Below are 15,966 nucleotides of genomic sequence, written 5' to 3' on the forward strand. Positions count from 1 at the left end.
GACGGGACCATATTGTCTGCATGACGTTCGTACCTCCTCCCACGAACTTCATATAGCGAGTGATCTTCTCCTCCCTTGATCGCTCGCACCGGATCGGCGGCGCTCCTCCTCCCAGTTGCCGATCACAGTTTGGAAAGCCTGCCGCACCTCCTCCCGCGGCAGGCTTTTCTGTTCTCAGCATACTGGCTGGTGTGCGTTTCACCCTGCGGTCACGGCCCTGTAGCGTTTCGAACAGACCATTTTTCCGCGCTACCGAGCAGGTTCCTGACGGAGGAGAGCGACTATTTTGTCTCGCCGAGCGGCGTCCGCTGCGGAGGCGCTCTGCCGTTCAATCGCTTTCAGTATGTGGGCGATGACGGAGATCTGTTCGCGGTATCCAAGTGTTGATATTAGGCTGCCAGGGCGCTTAAACAATTCATAAGCGTCGATGCCACATCGGTCTTTCGGAAATCGGAGCAACATTTATGACCCGCGAACTTTCACTTCCACGCGACCGAATTTCCGTGCTTCTGCTGGAAGGCATTAGCCAGACCGCCGTGGACTACTTTTCTTCCTCCGGCTACACCAATCTCATTCACTTGCCGAAGGCGCTCGACGACAAGGATCTTAAGAGCCACATCGCCGACGCCCACATCATCGGCATTCGCTCCCGCACTCAGCTGACGGACGAGATCCTCGAATCCGCGAAGAAGTTGATCGCGATTGGCTGTTTTTCCGTCGGTACGAACCAGGTCGATCTGGATGCAGCGCGGCGGCGCGGCATCCCGGTGTTCAATGCACCGTATTCGAACACGCGATCGGTGGCCGAGCTTGTGATCGGCGAGATTATTATGCTGACCCGGCAGATTTTTCCGCGCTCGGCTTCCGCGCATCAAGGAGGGTGGGAGAAGTCCGCTGTCGGCAGCCGGGAGGTCCGCGGCAAAACGCTCGGCATTGTCGGTTACGGCAATATCGGATCGCAGCTCAGCGCGCTTGCCGAAAGCATGGGCATGGTCGTGCGCTACTTCGATCTATCCGATCGGCTTCGTCGCGGCAACTCGGAGTCGATGGCTTCGCTGGGCGACCTTCTCGAAATCTCTGACTATGTGACGATGCACGTTCCCGAAACGCCCTCGACGCATAATATGATCACTGAAACGGAACTGCGCCGTATGAAGAAGGGCGCCATCTTCATCAACAATTCTCGCGGCACGGTGGTTGACCTCGATGCGCTTACGAAAGTCCTGAAAGACGGCCATCTCGCGGGTGCCGCCGTGGACGTGTTCCCTAAGGAGCCGGCATCGAACAACGAGCGTTTCGAGACGCCGTTGCAAGGCTTGAGCAATGTCATTCTGACGCCGCATATCGGCGGCTCCACTGAGGAAGCCCAAGAGCGTATTGGCGGGGAGGTTTCGAGGAAGCTGGTCGAATACTCCGACATCGGCTCAACGATGGGCGCCGTCAACTTTCCGCAGGTACAACTGCCCGAGCGCCCGAACGGCACGCGTTTCATTCACGTGCATGAAAACCGCCCCGGCATGCTCATCCAGCTCAACGAAATCTTCTCGTCACGGGGGCTGAACATCGTCGCTGAGTTCCTTCAGACCCATGGCGACACGGGCTACGTGGTGATCGAGGCGGAAGGAATTTGTGCAAAGGCCGACGACATCCTACAGGCCTTACGCGAAATTCCCGGAACGATACGAGCGCGATTGGTCTACTGACAGCTGACCGATTGTGGTTTTTGCGTCCCGATTTCAATTGAGCCGCTAAGTGAAAAAACGACGACAAAACTTGACCTAACAGTTTCACGCCGAGGAGGGAAAGGGCTTGTCAGAGCCCCGCGGCCTTGGTGAGGTTGACGCGGAACCGGTCGCGCCGGCGCTGGTAGCGGCGGGTCATTTCTGCCGAGGCATGGCCGAGCTGTTTTTGCACGTGGCGCTCGTCGACCTCCGCCGAGGAGGCGAGGCCGGCGCGCAGCGAATGGCCGGCAAACATCTGGCCGCGCTCAGCCTCGGAGAGATCGCCGCGCACGCCAGCAGCCAGCGCGGTTTTCTTGACGAGGCGTGCCACCTCCTGGTCGTTCAGACGGTCCGGCCCGACATCCTTGCCTTTCCCGGTTACGCGGCGGAAGAGGGGGCCTTTCGCGAGCCTCGCGAATTTTACCCAGGCCTCTAAAGCGGCGACGGGGCAGGTCGCGTCGGAAGAGCCGCGGCCGATCTCGACTTCGCGCCAGCCTGTCTTGCCACGCAACGTCAGCAGCGCGCCTTTGTCGAAGATTTCGACCCAACCGCGCCCGTCGTCCGTCTGGTCGCGCCCAAGGTCGAGTCCGGTGATTTCCGAACGGCGCAGGCCGCCGGCAAAGCCGAGGAGCAGCATCGCCCGATCGCGCATGCCACGCAGGGTTCTCCTCTCGAGTGTCTCGAGCATGGCGATCAGGTCTTCCGGCAGGATCGCTTCTTTCTGGCGCGGCGGGGTGGCGTGTTTGTTGCGAATGCCGGCCATGACGGTGGCGATAGCGCGATCCTTGCGATCGAGTTTTTGCGCGCCGCGCTGGGCATAGTTCCAGCCGATGGCGGCAAGGCGCCGCTCAATAGTCGAGACTGTGTTCGCTTTCATCCCACGCTCAGCCGTCCCGGAAGCACAGGCCGTGATGTAGAGCCCGACGACCTGCGATTCCGGGGGGAGAGGCGACAGGCTCTGCCGCCGGCACCAGGCGGTAAAATGCTTCCAGTCGGACGCATAGGCTTTGCGCGTGTTGGCGGAGCTGGCGGCCTCGACGTAGCCGCGGGCGCGGTCGGTGAGATCCTGCAGCTGGGCCGGCAGGCCGGCGCTCGCCGGAAGAGGGGAGGTGGGTGTTGCGGCGACGGCGGTGGAAATGCCGTCGGCCGCCGGCGTGCTGTGCGGCGGAGCAGAGCTTTCCGGAGAGTGAATTTCGCTGTTTTCGTCGATGATTTGGGACATTTCTCTATAATGAGCAAAATGAACGATAAGGCAACGTTATCCATCATTTTGTGCGCAAGACAAGCCGTGCGGTTAATGCGCAAAAGTCTGGTATAATCCGCACAATTGGCCTAGGATGCCGGTCATGGATTCGCCCGTTTCCGCCCCGACGTTCACGGCTGCCTTGCCTAGCTGGACCCTGCCGCGCGGCCGCGAGCCGGACGAACTTGCCGCCGCTTTCTCCGCCGGCATCGCCTTGAAATCGCTGGATGATCTCATTCGCTCCGAACCCGTCTGGGCCGGCTGCTGGCGCGCGCGCCAGGCCCTCAAATGTGCTGCCGTCGCGGTCCGGCTGATGGGGCGCAGCGAGGACGAGTCCGCCTTGCGCGACGCCGTTTGTTGACGACCGCCGGCGACGATCCCGGCCCGGCCGGAAAGGTGTTTTTGGCCACCAAAAGGCTTTCCACCCGAAAACCCGCCTTTTCCTCGAAAGCGGTGGCCGAGCTTGCCGATCTATTGGGGCTTGCCTGGGACGATCGGCTCACCGCGGTGGTCGACCATGCCGACGATGCGCTGCAATCGGGCCGCCCGGCGCCTCTTGCCGCGGCGGACTCGGTCACGGCCCTACATGCCGTGCGGCCGGATGCCGAACCGCTCGGCTGGATGCTGGCCGATCTGCTGATCGCGGCGCAGCTGAAATGGGATTGTGCCATGCCGCTGCTGATGGCCGAGCGCTATGGGCCGGCCTTCAAGACGCTTGGGGGCAGGGGGCGTGTCCGTCCGGGGGAAGCTGCCTTTGCCCGGGCCGTCTGCCTTGCCCTCGTTGAAGGGATAGGATCGGCCCTGCGCACCGCCGGCGAGATTGCTCGGCGGGCCGGGACGCTGCGCACCGCGGCGTCAAAGGTTCGCACGAGGGGCGCCGGCGCCGTCATCCAAGCGCTTCTCGATCAGGACGCCGTCGCCGCCTCGGCGCCTGGCAGCAATCTCTCGCGCTGGGCGGCGACCCCGGCTGTTCGACCGGCTGGGCCGCGGACCACGTCCTGGCGCAAACTAGGCGACCACCTTGCGACGGACGTATCGCGTTTCAATGTGGCACATGGCCGATGAGGTATTGAAAATTCGGGGTCCATCGTTGGCTGTGGAGCCTCACGTTCACAGCGACCATCAAATCTGCCGAGCGTGAGGTATCCACCTATGCGCTGACGGGTTGCCTTCCTTTGGAGCAAGGGCTCTGTCTTCTGGGAAATAGCGATGTTGTCCGATTTGGAAAAAGCTTTTTAAATTCAGTTATATAAATGTCAGCTGGCTTCGTCTAGCACATCGAGAATTTTCCTAAAATTTGAATCAAAAGTAATTCAAATACTGATTAAATTTGATTGATGTTTTATTTTCATTTAGTGCATGTTCTACCTTGATTTAAACTAAATTATTCTTCTAATTTTTGCGCAAGATCAAAGTATCAATGTCATTGTCCCATTATTGAACGAGGACAGAACAATGACAAAAACAATCAAGGTCAGTGCACTCGCATTTCTTTTCTCCATGGTCGCCGCACAGGCCATGGCCCTTCCCGCGGCGATGGAACTCGCTGGCAAGACTAGCCAGCCGATCGGCCACTATACATTCTGCAAGAAATATACCGAAGAATGCCAGCCCAACGGCGAGGACAAGGGCCCGATGGCTCTAACACAGGAAAACTGGAAGACTATCGTCAACGTGAACTATAACGCGAACGTGGATTATCTGCCACTGACGGACATGGAAATCTACGGCGTTGAAGAACTCTGGACCTACCCGCAAAGTGCCGCCGACTGCGAGGATTACGTTCTGATTAAGCGTAAGAAGCTTATCGAGGCCGGGATCTCGCCTTCCAACTTGCTGATCACCGTCGTTGTTCAGCCGAGCGGACAGGGCCACGCGGTGCTGACCCTTCGTACCGATCGCGGCGATTTCGTGCTCGACAATATGCGCAACAAGATCCTGCTCTGGTCGGACACCGAGTACCGATATCTGAAGCGTCAGTCCTCAGCCGATGCCGGCAAGTGGATCAAACTGCAGGACGGTCGTGCCGACGCCGTCGGTAGCGTCAAGTAGCGCCGCCGACTTCCCGAACTCACCGCTTTGAGGACGTGTCCGGACCCACTGTTACGATTGTCTATGGCGCTGACAACACCCGCTCTCGATCGTGTTCATGCCGCGTGAGAATCGAACGGTCAATCGCGATCCAAGGTAGAGCAATGGTTTCCGGATCCCGGCAACATGTTTCGGACAAATTGGCGCACGCGAGATATCCTGCTTTTTTTGAGTTGGCTTCTTTGATAAATCCTCGCCTTGTTTTATCACTATGAGCAGACATGCAACATGATGTCGGTCGGCCGGAAGATCGTGATTTTTCTGTTGATGATCTCTTTCCAGGTCGTCTCAGGCAATGCTTTTGCGAAGCCGCATATCGATGGTTCCTCTCTTCAGATCGTGGTTGCGCTGAACGCCAACGAAACCAGGCTCTTTCCCGAGAGTAAGGTTTTGGCCGTTTCCGATGCCGACCAACATGTTCGGAACTGGCAGCCGTCTGCTTATGTCGACTTGAACGAGCATAAGGCATGCGAGAAGCTTGCCTTCATCCTCCCCGCGCAACCGCGGTTCGAGAACCAGTACTATCTGATCCCACACCCTCCAAAGTCGTAAAAAAAGCGAATAACCCGGCAGCCCGTCAAGCCTTGCGCTTGTAGCCGGCTTCGCCGCATTGCGCCCATTGTTCCGGAATCTGTCATCCGGCAGCTCCGTGCCTCGGGTGTACCATTGCGGACAGACGCCACCGGGGCAACCGGGAACCTCTTTCATTCAAAGACCCGAGGTTAATTCCAGGGAGTCAGAAGTGCTTCTCTCCAAGAAGTTCGTTCGCCTTGCCGTTGTCGTCCCGCTGTTGCTCCTGCTGGGCGGTTGCAAAATGGTCGTCATGTCGCCTTCAGGCGATATCGCAAGGCAACAAGCGGATCTTATCGTTGTCTCGACGCTATTGATGCTGCTCATCATCGTACCGGTGATGTTTCTCACCCTCTTTTTCGCTTGGCACTATCGCCAGTCTAACAAAAGGGCGAAATACGACCCCAAATGGCACCATTCGACTGCTCTCGAGGTAGTGATCTGGTCGGCGCCATTGGCCATCATCATCGTGCTTGGTGCGATCACCTGGATCAGCACTCACAAACTCGATCCCTATCGTCCGCTCGACCGGATCGATGCGCAACGGCTGGTCACGGAAGATACAAAGACCATGACCGTGGAAGTCGTGGCGCTCGACTGGAAGTGGCTGTTCTTCTACCCGGAATATGGCATCGCTACAGTCAACGAACTCGCAGCGCCGGTGGACGTTCCGATCAGCTTCAAGATTACGTCATCATCGGTCATGAACGCTTTTTATGTTCCGGCGCTCTCGGGCATGATCTATGCCATGCCGGGCATGCAGACACGTCTCCATGCGGTCATGAACGTTCCTGGTGACTACGAGGGGCTTTCGGCCAATTACAGCGGCGGCGGCTTTTCGCAGATGCGCTTCAAGTTCCGCGGCTTGACCCAGGCTGACTTCGACACCTGGGTGACGCAAGTGAAGCGGGTAGGCACCACGCTTAATCGCGACAGCTATATGAAGCTGGAAAAGCCGAGCATCAAGGAGCCAGTGCGTTACTACGCCAGCGTCGACAGCGGACTCTACGATTCGATCCTGAATCTCTGCGCCACCCCCGGCACGATGTGCATGAACCAGATGATGCATATCGACAAGATGGGCGGTGGCGGTCTCGAAAGCGAGAAGAACAGGGAGAGGCTCGACTACGATACGCGCCGCGCGCCGCTCAGAGGTCTCGATGTATTCTATCCGCCTTTGACACCCGAGGCCGACGGAATTCAGGACGATGCCGTAACAGGATCAGCCTCCGAAGCAAGTGCGGTCACTGACGACCGAAGCGCCATGACCGCGTCGGAAGCGAGCCAGGCAGCAGTTGGCCATGTCATGCCAAACGGCACGGTCATGGACGGTAGTGTCCCGGCAAAAAACAGCACGCAAGGTGTCTCATTCGCGCCAACCAATGACATCTCCAATCCATGACCATCGGTTGACAGATACTGGAAACACGAATGCCTACGAACATCAGCATAATGGAATTCATTTTCGGCAGGTTGTCATGGGAGTCCCTTGCCTTCCTGCACGAGCCCATCCTCATGGTTACCTTCATCGTCGTCGCCATCGGCGGCGCCGCGATCCTCGGTACCGTCACCTACTTCAAGCTCTGGGGCTACCTTTGGAGGGAGTGGTTCACCAGCGTGGATCACAAGAAGATCGGGATCATGTACGTGGTCCTCGCGCTCGTGATGCTGCTACGGGGATTTGCCGATGCGATCATGATGCGCATCCAGCAGGCGATTGCCTTCAGCGGCAACGAGGGTTATCTGACGCCGAGCCACTACGACCAGATATTTACGGCGCATGGCGTCATCATGATCTTCTTCGTGGCCATGCCGCTGATCACTGGCCTGATGAATTATGTCGTGCCGCTGCAGATCGGCGCCCGCGATGTCGCCTTCCCCTTCCTCAACAACTTCTCTTTCTGGATGACTGTGGGCGGAGCCATCATCGTGATGATGTCGCTCTTCGTTGGGGAATTCGCCCGTACGGGCTGGCTCGCCTATCCGCCGCTCTCCGGCGCGGACTACAGTCCCGGCGTCGGCGTCGATTATTATATTTGGGGGCTACAGGTGGCCGGTGTCGGGACGACCTTGTCTGGCATCAACCTCATCGCGACCATCGTGAAGATGCGCGCGCCGGGCATGTCCTTCATGAAGATGCCGGTTTTCACATGGACCTCGCTTTGCTCCAACATCCTGATCGCCGCGACGTTCCCTATCCTTACGGCGACGCTCGCCCTTCTTTCGCTCGACCGTTACGTGGGAACAAATTTCTTCACGAATGATCTTGGCGGCAATTCGATGATGTATATCAATCTCATCTGGATCTGGGGCCATCCGGAGGTCTACATCCTCGTTCTGCCGGCCTTCGGCGTTTTCTCGGAAGTCGTATCGACTTTCTCCGGCAAGCGCCTGTTCGGATACACCTCGATGGTCTACGCGACCGTCGTCATCACCATCCTGTCCTATCTCGTGTGGGCACACCACTTCTTCACGATGGGTTCAGGCGCCTCTGTCAATGCCTTCTTCGGCATTGCCACGATGATCATCTCGATCCCGACCGGTGCGAAGATGTTCAACTGGCTGTTCACGATGTATCGAGGCCGCATCCGCTACGAGCTGCCCATGTACTGGACGATCGGCTTCATGGTCACATTCGTGATTGGAGGTATGACAGGTGTGCTTCTTGCCGTTCCTCCCGCGGATTTCGTGCTCCACAATTCGCTGTTCCTGGTTGCCCATTTCCACAATGTGATTATCGGTGGTGTATTGTTCGGTCTGCTCGCGGGCATTGTCTATTGGTGGCCTAAGGCGTTCGGCTACAGGCTCGATCCCTTCTGGGGCAAGCTGAGCTTCTGGTTCTGGCAGATCGGTTTCTTCTTTGCCTTCATGCCGCTCTACGTGCTTGGCCTGATGGGCGTCACTCGCCGCGTCAGCCAGTTCGACGATCCGTCGCTACAGATCTGGTTCATCATTGCAGCTTTTGGCGCTTTCCTGATTATGCTCGGCATCGTGGCGTTCCTGGTCCAACTCTTCGTCAGCTATGTGAAACGTGATCAACTGAAGGACGAGACAGGCGATCCATGGGATGGCCGCACGCTCGAATGGTCCACCTCATCCCCTCCACCTGAGTATAACTTCGCCTTCACTCCAATCGTTCATGACCTCGATGCATGGTCGGATATGAAAGAGCGAGGTCATGAACGCCCGGTCGATGGTTTCCAGGCCATCCATATGCCGAAAAACACAGGTACTGGCGTTGTTCTCAGCGGGCTTAGCGTCGTTCTGGCTTTCGCGCTGATCTGGTACATCTGGTGGCTGGCGGCGCTGTCCTTCGTGGCGCTCATGAGCGTCGCGATTGCCCATACCTTCAATTACAAGCGGGACTACCACATCCCAGTCGAGACGGTCGTCGAGACGGAGGCCGCCCGCACCGACCTGCTTGCAGGAAGGGCATGAGACCATGAACCAAACTCACGACACTTCGTCGGTAAAGCCGGAATTCTACCAGAAACAGGAACGTCATCCGGAAAATGCCACCAGCCTGGGCTTCTGGATTTATCTGATGGGCGACTGCCTGATCTTTGCCGTCCTATTCGCCACCTATGGCGTGATCGGGCGCAATTATGCGGCAGGCCCGTCGCCGGCCGACCTGTTCGACCTGACGCTCGTCTCCATCAATACGGCATTCCTGCTTCTGTCGTCGATCACCTTCGGTTTCGCCATGCTGCAGATGGAGCGTGGCGCCAGATCGGAGACGCTTTTCTGGCTGGCCGTTACTGGTCTCTTCGGCCTCGCCTTTATCGGGCTGGAACTCTACGAGTTTATCAAGCTGATCGGGGAGGGGGCCACGCCGCAGCGCAGCGGCTTCCTGTCGGCCTTCTTCGTCCTCGTTGGAACACACGGCCTTCACGTCACCATTGGCATTGTCTGGCTTGTGACGCTGATGGTGCAAATCGCCAGGTATGGACTGAGCTCGGAAAACTGCCGGCGGCTCTCTTGCCTCTCCATGTTCTGGCATTTCCTCGACGTAGTCTGGGTGGGCGTGTTTTCCGTCGTCTACCTGATGGGAGTTTTGATATGAGTTCGAATCCACACGCCCACGCGCACGGCAACCATGATCATGACCATCAACACGGTGGGCTCGGCCATGGCGGGACGCATGGGTCCTTTCGTGGCTACGTAACGGGCTTCCTACTTGCTGCGATACTGACTGCGATTCCGTTTTGGCTGGTGATGGGTAATGTCCTTGAAAACAAGACCGCGACGGGCGTCTTGATCATACTCTTCGCTGTGGTGCAGATCGTGGTCCACATGATCTACTTCTTGCATATGAACTCCCGCGCGGAAGACGGATGGACGCTAATGGCGCTAATTTTCACCGTCGTCATCATCTTTATCGCGGTTTCCGGCTCATTGTGGATCATGTACCACCTTAACGCGAATATGATGCCGATGACACCAGAAATGATGAAGAATATGCCGTAGCCAGCTCGCCAAGAACCCCGCTTACAGAACGAACAGACAGTCTTGGTTTAAAGTGGATCGCCTGGGAAGCGGTGCAGCGCATCAACCAGCCCGCGGAGATCCTCGCCGGTCCGATGCTCGTTGTCGCGACCATCGGTCTCCTCGTGAACCTTGTCGGCGCCTATGCGCTATGGTCCGGCGACAGCGGTGACAGCAACCTGCGCGTCGCGCTCCTTCACGTCGTCGGCGACCTTCTCGGATCGGTCGGCGCCATTGCTGCGGCCATCGGCATCATGCTCACCGGATGGAGCATCCTTGACCCATTTCTCTCGGTGCTGGTCGCCGGCCTCGTCATCCGCTCGGCCTGGGGGTTGGTTTCCGATTCCATCCGCGTGCTCCTGCAGGCCACGCCGAAAGGCATTGTTGCCCATGAAATCGAAGCGGGCCTGCTGAATCTGCCGGGCATCGCCGAGGGGGGCCACTTCCATGCATGGACCTTGACGGACGAAAGCATCGTCGCGACCGTCCACGTCAGCCCTAAGGAGGGGATCGACCCATTGACCCTGCCGTCGGTCGTCGCGTCCTTTCTCAAGGAAGGGCACGGCATCGATCATGTCACGGTCCAGGTGGACCCGCGGGGCGCGCTTCTCGCCCGGCACGCGTGATCGTGCCCTTCAATCAGCCGTCTGATCCAAAGCGATCCTGGTTGAAGGTGCTCGCAGTCGAAAGAGTGTGGGCAAACCTGAAAAAAAAAGTCTCTTGAAGCTCTAGTCGCTAGAGAGAGTAAACGTTGCCAAAAAGCTCGCGGACAAATGGGTATCGAGGCATGAAACACATGGCCGCTGCAACGCTCAGGGCGCAATTGAACCGATTCCGGCCGCAGCTGGGGGATCTTGTTACGAGCATTGTGGTAGCGGTTTACCTGCTGCTGTTCCTTAATGCCACCTTCTGGTCCAAGGCGGGGCTCTACCTGAAAAATGATCCTTCGGCCTATGCGGCGCTTTGGGTCGCCATCTTCGCGCTTTTTGCAATTGGCACAGTAGCTGTTTCAATAAAGTACATCATCAAACCGGTTCTCATACTCTACATTGCCGTGGCGACGGCGGCGGCGTGGTTTACGGATACCTACGGTGTATTTGTGGACACGGATATGGTGCGCAACGCTTTTGAAACGACCAAGGCGGAATCACAAGATCTGCTCACTCCAGGGCTCATTAAGCATTTTGCACTCTATTTCTTCCTGCCGACCGCATTTCTGACCTGGATACGCATCGTCCATCAGCCGTTCGGCCGTAAGATTCGTCAAAACGCGATAACGATCTTCGTCTGCTTTCTAGTTTTCGTGAGTTTGGGCGCGGCATTCTACAAGCCGTACTCAGCAGTTGTTCGTACCAAAAGAGATCTGATAAAAACGCTCAATCCAATCACGCCGCTTGTTAGCACGACAAAGTATATCCTCGGCGCAAGCCAGGAGATCATCATATCGGTGAAGCCGGTGGGTGGGGATGCAAAAATTGATGCGCGAGCAGATGGTTCCACCAAGCCTCGCGTCGCTATCATCGTCGTGGGAGAGACGGCACGCGCCGCGAACTTCTCCCTGGACTCGTACGCGCGTGAGACCAATCCGGAGCTCGCACGGCAAGACGTCATTTACTTTTCGAATGTTTCAAGCTGCGGCACGGCCACTGACGTTTCCTTACCCTGCATGTTCTCCAATCTGAAGCGATCGGGTTACGACCATAAGACCGGATTGGAGAACGAGAACGTCCTCGATGTTCTCGTCCGTGCGGGGGTTGATGTGACCTGGATGGAAAACAATACCGGCAGCAAGGGTGTTGCCGACCGAGTTCGCAACGTGATCATTACAGGATCGTCCGATTCACAGTTCTGCAAGGACGGTGACTGCAAGGACGAGATATTCTTGGAGAAGATCGATGAATGGCTGAACGGGATTACGAAGGACAGCGTCCTGGTGTTGCATCAACTCGGCAATCATGGTCCAGCTTACTACGAGCGTTATCCGGATGCGTTTCGAAAATTCATTCCTGACTGCCGGACGACGGAGCTTTCCCGATGCAAGGACTCGGAGATCGTCAACGCTTATGACAACGCCATTCTCTATACGGATTTCATCCTATCGAAGATCGTAGAACGTCTGAAGGCGCGGACAGTGACGCTATCCACCGGCTTCCTCTACGTTTCGGACCATGGCGAATCGCTCGGCGAGAATAATCTATACCTGCATGGCACGCCCTACTTCATGGCGCCAGACGAACAGACGCGTGTGCCGCTGATCGCATGGTTCGATCGGCAATTCGCCTCATCCATGGGGTTAAATCTCGATTGCCTGAAAAAATCTGCGACGATGCCGTTGTCGCACGATAATCTCTTCTCCAGCTTGCTTGGCATGATGAACGTCACGACCAAAGCCTACGAGCGTGATCTCGACATGTTCGCCGCCTGTCGCGGGGCATTGGCGGCCCTCCCGGGCTCCTGACCTCATTCAGAAACCTAAGAGCATATCGGGGGCGTGGGCGCCCGGCGTCGTGAGGCTTTTCAGCATACACAATCGTTGGCCTAATGTTTACGATATAGCCGCGCGAACGGTGACATTGTTCCGCGCGGCTATATCGTGAACGCGAGCTGGTCGGGATCGGCAGCGGACTCTTCGGCGAACGACGACACGGTGATGCCGAGAAGACGGATACCCTTTTCGGTCGGGAAAAGGCCATCGAGCAGCGCCGGTGCAATCGCTTCCATCTCACCCGCCGCCGCGACCGAGACGGCTGCCGTCCTGCTGCGGGTGATGGTCTGGAAGTCGGCATACTTCACCTTCAGCGTGACCGTTTTCCCGCGAAGGTCCTTTGCCTCACAATGCCGCCAGACCTTTTCGACCAGAGGTGTGATCTCTGCGCGCGCCGCCTGCAGATCGAAGATGTCGGTCATGAAGGTGTCTTCGGCCCCGACGGATTTGCGCGGGCGGTCCGGCTGGACCGGGCGATTATCGATGCCGCGGGCAATGTCGTGATACCAGCGCCCGGATTTTCCGAAATGCTCCTGAAGGAAGGCGAGGGGCTTCGCCTTCAAGTCGGCGCCCGTAAGGATGCCGAGCTTCTCCATCCGCGCCGCGGTCGCCGGCCCGACGCCATGAAACTTCTCGACCGCCAACTCATCGACAAAGCCGGGTCCATGTCTCGGCGTGATGACGGCCTGACCGTTCGGCTTGTTGAGGTCGCTCGCCATCTTGGCGAGGAACTTGCAATAGGAAATGCCGGCCGATGCATTGAGGCCGGTGACCTCCTTGATGCGTGCCCGGATGATGGTTGCGATTTCAGTGGCGATCGGGATGCCCTGCTTGTTTTCCGTCACATCCAAATAGGCTTCATCCAAGGAGAGCGGTTCGATCAGGTCCGTGTGCTCGGAGAAAATCTCGCGGATTTGCCCGGAGACGGCGCGGTAGACGTCAAAACGCGGCGGCACGAATATGAGGTCCGGGCAGCGCCGTTTCGCGGTCACGGACGGGAGGGCGGAGCGTACTCCAAAGGCGCGTGCCTCGTAACTGGCAGCAGCGACGACGCCGCGCGCCGCGGAGCTGCCGACGGCAACCGGCTTGCCGCGCAGGTCCGGATTGTCGCGCTGTTCGACGGAGGCATAGAACGCATCCATGTCCACATGGATGATGCGCCGGATCCTCTCTTCGCGTTCCGAATTCACTGCCGTCGTTTCGATCGCGTCCCGTCTGTCCATAGCCCCAGTTCGCGTGTTCTCGCATCCTTCTCGGACTGCGTCATTGCCACATCGAGCGCATCCGTGCACCCACATCGATGCGGACGTTCCGCGTGCTCCGTTCGCCGGCTGCTGCGCTGATCTTGGGCCAGCTTGTCACCTCGAAATATTGCAACAAGGTTGCAGGAATGAATCGGCTCTTTGAGACCGAGACGTAACGATCGCCCTGGGAATTCTGCCCATAGGTATAGAAGCGCAGCGGCGTGATGAGGGCGAGGCTGTCGCGCGCCCGCGTCATGCCGACATAGAGTAGCCGGCGTTCCTCTTCCAGCTCGGCGGTTGTCCCCGTGCCCAGGTCGGACGGAATGCAGCCGTCGATGACGTTGAGCATGAACACCGACCGCCACTCCTGTCCCTTGGCCGAGTGGATGGTTGAGAGGATCAGATAGTCCTCGTCGAGCAGTGGCACGCCGGCCTGGTCGCTGGTGGCGTCCGGGGGATCAAGGGTCAGTTCCGTCAGGAAGCGTTCCCGGCTTGGATAGCCGCTGGCGATCTGTTCGAGCTGAAGGAGATCGGCCTTGCGCGTGTCCGCATCCTCGTGAATGCGGTCGAGATGCGGCTCGTACCACATCCTCACCGCGCCGATCTCCGCCGGCCAGCCGGCCTCGGCCTTGCGCAAGGCGGAAACGAGCGTGACGAAGGCGGGCCAGTCGTCACCGCTCTTGGGCGGCGGCGGGATCTCGGCGAGCGACTGAAGCGGCTCTGGATCGGCGGTAATCGTGTCGAGGATCCTGCCGGCCGTCTGCGGCCCGACGCCCGGAAGAAGCTGGAGCAACCGGAAGCCGGCAACGCGATCGCGCGGGTTCTGGGCAAAGCGCAGAACGGCGAGCAGGTCCTTGACGTGGGCGGCATCGAGGAATTTCAAGCCACCGTACTTCACGAAGGGCACGTTCCGGCGGGTCAGCTCGATTTCAAGCGCGCTGGAATGGTTGGAGCTGCGGAATAGCACGGCCTGCTGCTTCAGGGGAACACCCACCTCGCGGTTGGCCAGCACCTGCTCGACGATATAGGCGGCCTGGTCCGTCTCGTCCTTCACCGTGACCAACAGCGGCCGCTGCTCCGATGCGCGATCGGTCCAGAGGTTTTTCGTATAGCGCTCCCGGGCCAGGCCGATAACGCCATTGGCCGCCGCCAGGATCGGCTGCGTCGAACGGTAGTTGCGGTCGAGCGTGATGACGTCGGCCGGCTTCGGCGAAAACTCGTTCGGGAAATCGAGGATATTGCGGATGGTCGCCGCACGGAACGAATAGATCGATTGCGCGTCGTCGCCGACGACCGTGAGGCCCCGCCCGCCCGGCTTCAGCGACATCAGGATGGCAGCCTGCAGGCGATTGGTATCCTGGTATTCGTCCACCAACACGTAATCGAAGCGACCGCCTACGTCGTCCGCCAGGTCCGGGTCCGAGAGCATCTGCGCCCAGTAGAGAAGGAGGTCGTCGTAATCCATGACGTTCTGCGCCTGCTTGGCTTCGACATAGCCGGCAAAAAGCTCCTTCAGCTCGCGCTCCCATTCGACAGCCCATGGATAGGAAGCCTTCAGGACCTCGCCGATCGACGCCTCCGAGTTGACCACCCGCGAATAGATCGCGATGCAGGTGCCCTTGGTGGGGAAGCGGTTTTCTGTCTTCGAGAATCCGAGCTGGTGGCGGACAATGTTCATCAGGTCCGCGCTGTCTTCTCGGTCATGGATCGTGAAATCGACACCGAGCCCGATCTGTTCCGCATACATGCGTAAGAGCCGTGCACCGATGCCATGGAAAGTCCCTGCCCATGCGAGTGCATCGGTCATGATCGCGGCATTATCGCCAAGCACCTGCCGGCAGATCCTCTGCACGCGGCGCGTCATTTCCGTAGCCGCGCGGCGGGAAAACGTCATCAGCAGGATGCGGCGCGGATCGGCGCCATTGACGATCAGATGCGCGACGCGGTGCGCTAGCGTGCTTGTTTTGCCGGAGCCGGCGCCCGCGATGATCAGCAGCGGCCCACCGATCGCGCCATCCGCCAGACCGACGCCATGCTCGACCGCCTCCCGCTGGCGGTCGTTGAGTTTGTCGAGATATGTCGCCGTCATGTGTCCCCAGCGCCTGAGAAAATTTTCCTGTCCCTCCG

Annotated in this window: 12 protein-coding genes and 1 pseudogene; 10 read left to right on the plus strand and 3 right to left on the minus strand. The window is 58.5% G+C overall.

Annotated elements, in window-relative coordinates; genetic code table 11:
* Nucleotides 1–464: 464 nt before the first annotated feature.
* Nucleotides 465–1,703, plus strand: coding sequence for a phosphoglycerate dehydrogenase (gene serA, locus AABQ55_RS37285; RefSeq protein ID WP_064334790.1), 1,239 nt, complete (start codon nucleotides 465–467; stop codon nucleotides 1,701–1,703).
* A 109-nt stretch (nucleotides 1,704–1,812) separates the two neighbouring features.
* On the opposite strand, the gene AABQ55_RS37290 is transcribed toward serA, so the two are convergent.
* A complete protein-coding gene (locus AABQ55_RS37290; protein ID WP_272809701.1) occupies nucleotides 1,813–2,943 on the minus strand; it encodes a tyrosine-type recombinase/integrase in 1,131 nt (376 codons plus the stop codon).
* A gap of 124 nt (nucleotides 2,944–3,067) precedes the next feature.
* Here AABQ55_RS37290 and AABQ55_RS37295 point away from each other — a divergent pair.
* From AABQ55_RS37295 to AABQ55_RS37335, 9 genes and pseudogenes are all read left to right on the plus strand, one after another.
* Nucleotides 3,068–4,029: pseudogene (locus AABQ55_RS37295) on the plus strand (DUF1403 family protein).
* A gap of 390 nt (nucleotides 4,030–4,419) precedes the next feature.
* Nucleotides 4,420–5,016: a transglutaminase-like cysteine peptidase gene (locus AABQ55_RS37300; RefSeq protein ID WP_242225005.1), complete on the plus strand. Its 597-nt coding sequence runs from the start codon at nucleotides 4,420–4,422 to the stop codon at nucleotides 5,014–5,016.
* A 267-nt stretch (nucleotides 5,017–5,283) separates the two neighbouring features.
* Nucleotides 5,284–5,607 (plus strand): hypothetical protein, encoded by a 324-nt coding sequence (locus AABQ55_RS37305; RefSeq protein ID WP_242225007.1) that lies wholly within the window; start codon nucleotides 5,284–5,286, stop codon nucleotides 5,605–5,607.
* A 262-nt stretch (nucleotides 5,608–5,869) separates the two neighbouring features.
* The gene (cyoA, locus tag AABQ55_RS37310) at nucleotides 5,870–7,027 is read left to right on the plus strand and encodes a ubiquinol oxidase subunit II (protein WP_242225025.1); all 1,158 of its coding nucleotides are present in this window, start codon (nucleotides 5,870–5,872) and stop codon (nucleotides 7,025–7,027) included.
* Between the two features lie 29 nt (nucleotides 7,028–7,056).
* Nucleotides 7,057–9,063, plus strand: a complete 2,007-nt coding sequence (gene cyoB / locus AABQ55_RS37315) for a cytochrome o ubiquinol oxidase subunit I (RefSeq protein ID WP_242225009.1) — start codon at nucleotides 7,057–7,059, stop codon at nucleotides 9,061–9,063.
* Nucleotides 9,064–9,067: 4 nt separating this feature from the next.
* On the plus strand, nucleotides 9,068–9,688 hold the full coding sequence (gene cyoC, locus AABQ55_RS37320; RefSeq protein ID WP_023515137.1) for a cytochrome o ubiquinol oxidase subunit III: 621 nt from the start codon (nucleotides 9,068–9,070) through the stop codon (nucleotides 9,686–9,688).
* On the plus strand, nucleotides 9,685–10,092 hold the full coding sequence (cyoD, locus tag AABQ55_RS37325) for a cytochrome o ubiquinol oxidase subunit IV (RefSeq protein WP_242225011.1): 408 nt from the start codon (nucleotides 9,685–9,687) through the stop codon (nucleotides 10,090–10,092). Before cyoC ends, cyoD begins: the two co-directional genes overlap by 4 nt.
* A gap of 71 nt (nucleotides 10,093–10,163) precedes the next feature.
* Nucleotides 10,164–10,736, plus strand: coding sequence for a cation diffusion facilitator family transporter (locus AABQ55_RS37330; protein WP_338341969.1), 573 nt, complete (start codon nucleotides 10,164–10,166; stop codon nucleotides 10,734–10,736).
* Between the two features lie 161 nt (nucleotides 10,737–10,897).
* Nucleotides 10,898–12,568, plus strand: coding sequence for a phosphoethanolamine transferase (locus AABQ55_RS37335; RefSeq protein WP_242225013.1), 1,671 nt, complete (start codon nucleotides 10,898–10,900; stop codon nucleotides 12,566–12,568).
* Between the two features lie 128 nt (nucleotides 12,569–12,696).
* On the opposite strand, the gene dinB is transcribed toward AABQ55_RS37335, so the two are convergent.
* Both dinB and AABQ55_RS37345 read right to left on the minus strand, forming a co-directional pair.
* On the minus strand, nucleotides 12,697–13,818 hold the full coding sequence (gene dinB, locus AABQ55_RS37340) for a DNA polymerase IV (RefSeq protein WP_242225015.1): 1,122 nt from the start codon (nucleotides 13,816–13,818) through the stop codon (nucleotides 12,697–12,699).
* A 40-nt stretch (nucleotides 13,819–13,858) separates the two neighbouring features.
* Nucleotides 13,859–15,928, minus strand: coding sequence for an ATP-dependent helicase (locus tag AABQ55_RS37345; protein WP_242225016.1), 2,070 nt, complete (start codon nucleotides 15,926–15,928; stop codon nucleotides 13,859–13,861).
* Between the last annotated feature and the right edge of the window lie 38 nt (nucleotides 15,929–15,966).

It is taken from the genome of Shinella sp. WSD5-1, from assembly GCF_963942435.1.
GTDB classification, from domain to species: Bacteria; Pseudomonadota; Alphaproteobacteria; order Rhizobiales; family Rhizobiaceae; genus Shinella; species Shinella yambaruensis.